Source organism: Rhizobium sp. NZLR11 (assembly GCF_019685115.1).
Lineage (GTDB): Bacteria > Pseudomonadota > Alphaproteobacteria > Rhizobiales > Rhizobiaceae > Rhizobium.
The window spans coordinates 1-3717 of the sequence record NZ_JABDWD010000052.1; the positions used below are offsets into that span (position 1 = coordinate 1).

General features: G+C 56.8%; 4 protein-coding genes and 1 pseudogene. 1 reads left to right on the forward strand and 4 read right to left on the reverse strand.

The annotated features are described in order from the left end of the window. Positions 1–113 precede the first annotated feature (113 nt). The 3 genes and pseudogenes from HJB83_RS33860 to HJB83_RS33870 form a co-directional block, all read right to left on the reverse strand. Positions 114–335 carry a hypothetical protein gene (locus HJB83_RS33860; RefSeq protein WP_221159857.1) on the reverse strand — a complete coding sequence of 74 codons (222 nt, stop codon included), beginning with the start codon at positions 333–335 and terminating at the stop codon, positions 114–116. A 20-nt stretch (positions 336–355) separates the two neighbouring features. Continuing rightward, positions 356–833, reverse strand: a pseudogene (locus HJB83_RS33865) (Hsp20 family protein). Positions 834–1026: 193 nt separating this feature from the next. Continuing rightward, the gene (locus tag HJB83_RS33870; protein ID WP_221133264.1) at positions 1027–1314 is read right to left on the reverse strand and encodes a hypothetical protein; all 288 of its coding nucleotides are present in this window, start codon (positions 1312–1314) and stop codon (positions 1027–1029) included. 666 nt (positions 1315–1980) lie between these two features. Between HJB83_RS33870 and HJB83_RS33875 the strand changes: the two genes are divergently transcribed. Further along, on the forward strand, positions 1981–2244 hold the full coding sequence (locus HJB83_RS33875; RefSeq protein WP_311044315.1) for a hypothetical protein: 264 nt from the start codon (positions 1981–1983) through the stop codon (positions 2242–2244). 1027 nt (positions 2245–3271) lie between these two features. On the opposite strand, the gene HJB83_RS33880 is transcribed toward HJB83_RS33875, so the two are convergent. After that, positions 3272–3717, reverse strand: a 446-nt coding sequence (locus HJB83_RS33880) for a transposase (protein ID WP_221133263.1), incomplete at its 5' end; no start/stop codon positions are given.

The following is a 3717-nucleotide window of genomic DNA, read 5'->3' on the forward strand; positions in this document are numbered from 1 at the left end:
TAAGCCGATATGGCCAGAAAACCCGCCTCAATCGGCCAAAATCCCACCGCACGACAGCCAGTCTGTAAAAAATCAGACCCACAGCAAGCAACTGCGCCAACGCAGAGCGAATTTCAGCAGCCTGCTAGGGCAAAAGCGGTCGCATCGCGGAAGCACTGCTTCGCCTCGCCGGGGACCAGCCATTGGGGACGACGAGCGATGGAAGTGTACAAACGACCGAACATCTTGAGCGCGGTCGCCGGACCGAAAACCTGCTCCCAACACGAGAGCCTGTGCACATGCTCGATCAAGAGACTCTCTAAGTTAAGTTCTGCTGCCGCCGGTTGAACAATCATCGAGATCTCTCCTTTGTCCTTCAAAGGGTGGAGACACTTTTTGGCGGCGTCAATCCGCGACTCTGGCGAACAGTGTCGATCCGCTGATCACTTCTCGCAAAGGTTGGCCACTGCTTCATCGCTTCCGGGATCTCCCGCTTAAGCTCGATGTGGATAGGGCCGTTGGTCGAAGAGGCGTTCTCGACCTTGACTTGGTCGGCGAGCTCGAAGCGGCGCTCGAAGGCGCGGCCGGCGATACCGCGGTGTAAATACTCACCATCCTTTTTCGTCGGCCTTCTGGCCCTTCACCACGAGCACGTTTGCGCTCTTGCGTGATCGCGAGATCGGCTTCGGCGAAGCCGGCGAGCGCCATCTGAATGCGATAGCCGTTCTCGCCCGTCTTGACGATGTGCCAGGCGACGATGGCAGGCGCTGCTGCGCGTTGGTCAAGAGATTGAAGACACGGTCGAAGCCGATACTGGACCGATAAAGCGGTGCGAAGTCGAAGTCGTTTCTCATACCAAATCCTCCGTGAAGCGAGATGGAAAGGAGACGCGTTCTGGCGTCTCCTGGCTAATGGCGCGCCTTAGGCATTTCCATCCACGCCTCCACCTCGTCGAGTTCGGGCACCGGCGGATAGGTGTTCTCTCCCTCCAGTCGCGGACAAAAACTGGTGGCGTCTCCGGCGTCAGCACGAGTTACATGCACACATCTACATCGACAAACGGATCGCGACACACGAAATCAAGAGTACTGAAAACCCTAAAATCATCAACGGCGTTCCGTAGCAAACCCTTGGTCTATTCGAAGTGAGGTCTTTGGCAGAGGTGGAGTCGCCATTATACATCTTCAAGCCGATGTTGCTGTCGGTACTGAAATCCCAATTGTTCTTCTTGTAAAAAATAAGCTCTCTTATTTCTGCAATAACCAAAAACACAACAACCACCGACAACAGTATTATGGCGAATACGACACCGTCACAAGCGGGATGGTTGTTCATCGAAGTCAAGCTCCACCATTCAGCACTCCGCCATTGCGGAACTTCATGCGCGGAATGTACTGGTACCGTTTACACAAGGCAAATAGGAGAAACGGCGGGCATACCCTCGATCGACTAACGCCAGCGTCCATTTAACGGCCGCCTTGTCGTGTAGGGTGCGACGCCATATAGTCTCATGTATCTCGGAGATGCGGCATTGCGGAACGTTAAAATCTTAGGCGCTATTGCTGGTCTGGCATTGGCCGTATTTGCAGTATTGTTCGTCTGGTCTGGACTAGAGGCCAACGACACGATTTCTAAATGCCATGATAATTCCGCAGGCGAATACATTCCTGAAATCGAGGCCCGGATCGCATATTGCGGGGCCGGTGCAAATTCGAGTGACCCTCTGCCGCGTGGCTACTAGGCAGGGCAGGTGCATCTCCTGACCGACAGTAGGAACGGTGTCGGTAGCATTGGGTTCGGGGGGAGGAAGCCGCCGATCAAAGGCGCCTAGGCGTTTAGTGGAAGGTGGGCCCGCTCGCGACGCGATGCGTTCTTGGCTGCCATGGACAAGGCGTCCACTAAATGCTGCGGGCTGGAGGTGAACTCAACGGCGAACGCATCCTCAGTCCCCGCACTTTGAGATTGGCGGCGCGCAATCACCTACCGGGAGATCTTGCCTCGATGGCAACCGAAGTTTGGGCCGAAACCCAGTTTGACGGCGTCGGGTTCGGTCTGTTGGGCTCAGTCGTCCTCGATCCGGCTAAGGCACAAATTTCGGCGCAAGTGGGCGACTATGGCTGGGGCGGGGCGGCAGGCACCTTCTTCTGGGTGAGTCCGGTCGACGACCTGGTCGTCATTCTCTTCACGCAACTGCTGCCTTCGAGCGCCATTCCGGTGCGCAAGGAGCTGCGCGCACTCGTCCATGGCGCATTGACGGGGGCCTGAGACAGGTCAACAGAAATTGCGCGGAGCAACTTCGCGCTTGGCAGGCTTGGGCCGTGGTCGAGACGATGCCCGCGCAACCTGAATGTCCGCTCTTGAGGAACCGCAGCCTGAAGCTGCCTGTCCCCTTGCGGCTCCAAGTCCGTCGTTGCTTCACGCCAAGCCCAACGACTGCTCCTGGTCGATAAGTTGCACGCCGTTCGTGTAAGCTTCATCGGTCTCGAAGATCAAGGCGTGCCGATGGCCGTTGCGATGCCGAAAAGTTTGGGCTTCACGAATGAGCGAGAGGGACCGTCGCGGCAGCGTTTTCAATGTGAGCTGCCTAACAGTCATTCCCGCTCGCGGCAACACCGAGGCTCGTGTTCAGGCGCGGCTTGCGGGAGACCTCATCAGCCTCGTCAAAGATGGCGGCTTAGGCGACTGTGATGTTCTCATGCGATATCACGGCGCCGCCTTCGACGATCCCGAGTGGCGTCACCCGTCCCAAAAACCATCTGGAAGAGGCCGGCGAGTGGCAGGGATACTCCATCTGAAAAAGCCTGGTGCTGCCGTCGAACGTAAGCGATGTCCGCATCACACAGCCTAGAACGTTCATCCATTGCAAAGATCGAACCAACCCTCCATAGTTGCGCTCAATGTAGGGTTGGGTTGTGATGCTTAGACAAACTTACGATCAAAAGGTGACGCGAGAACTCGCGGTGATGAAGGTTATATTCCCTTTGATTGGATTGGTGATCTGCGTCGCCATTCTTGGCCTTTATCTATGGCGACTTCATCATTTTGAGCGTTCCGTTGCGACAATAGAGGCCGTTTGGGAAGAGGAAGTCAGTCGTCGTGGCGTGACGGTCATAACGATGGCGGACCTATCTTTTTCAAGGACTACCCCCACCGGGGAGTCCTTGCCGTGTAGATACCAGTTTGAGATCGGGACGCCTCGTGATGGCTTCAAGGTCGGGGACAAGCTCGACATCGTGCCAGCGAGCGGTACTTGCCAACGGGCTGATATCATTGGGCGAAGCGAGCAAAACCCCTAGTGTTTCGGAGTGTTCCACGGCAGCAGCTCATCGAGCTTGCTCTGCTTGTGGCCGTTGACGATGGCGGTCAGCGTGGCGCTCAGATAGGCCAGCGGCTCGACGGCATTGAGCTTGCAGGTTTCGATGAGCGAGGCGAGGGTCGCCCAGTTTTCTGCTCCGGCATCGTGTCCGGCGAAGAGAGCATTTTTGCGGTTGAGGGCTATCGGCCGGATAGTTCTCTCGACGCTGTTGTTGTCGATCTCGATGCGACCGTCGATCAGGAAGCAGCAAAGGCCATCCCAATATTTGGCCATGTAGGCGAGCGCTTCGCCGAGAGGCGACTTGCCCGCGACACGGGCACGATGTTGGCTCAGCCAGGTCCGCATGTTAGCGATCAACAGCGCTGACCGTGTCTGCCTTCCAGTCAGACGTGCGTCGGGGTTGAGACCGCGCAGCTCGGCTT

Excerpts from the sequence above, each read along its gene's own strand:
- HJB83_RS33875 (WP_311044315.1), top strand. The coding sequence starts at position 1,981 with ATGGCAACCGAAGTTTGGGCCGAAACCCAGTTTGACGGCGTCGGGTTC.
- HJB83_RS33860 (WP_221159857.1), bottom strand. The coding sequence starts at position 335 with ATGATTGTTCAACCGGCGGCAGCAGAACTTAACTTAGAGAGTCTCTTG.
- HJB83_RS33870 (WP_221133264.1), bottom strand. The coding sequence starts at position 1,314 with ATGAACAACCATCCCGCTTGTGACGGTGTCGTATTCGCCATAATACTG.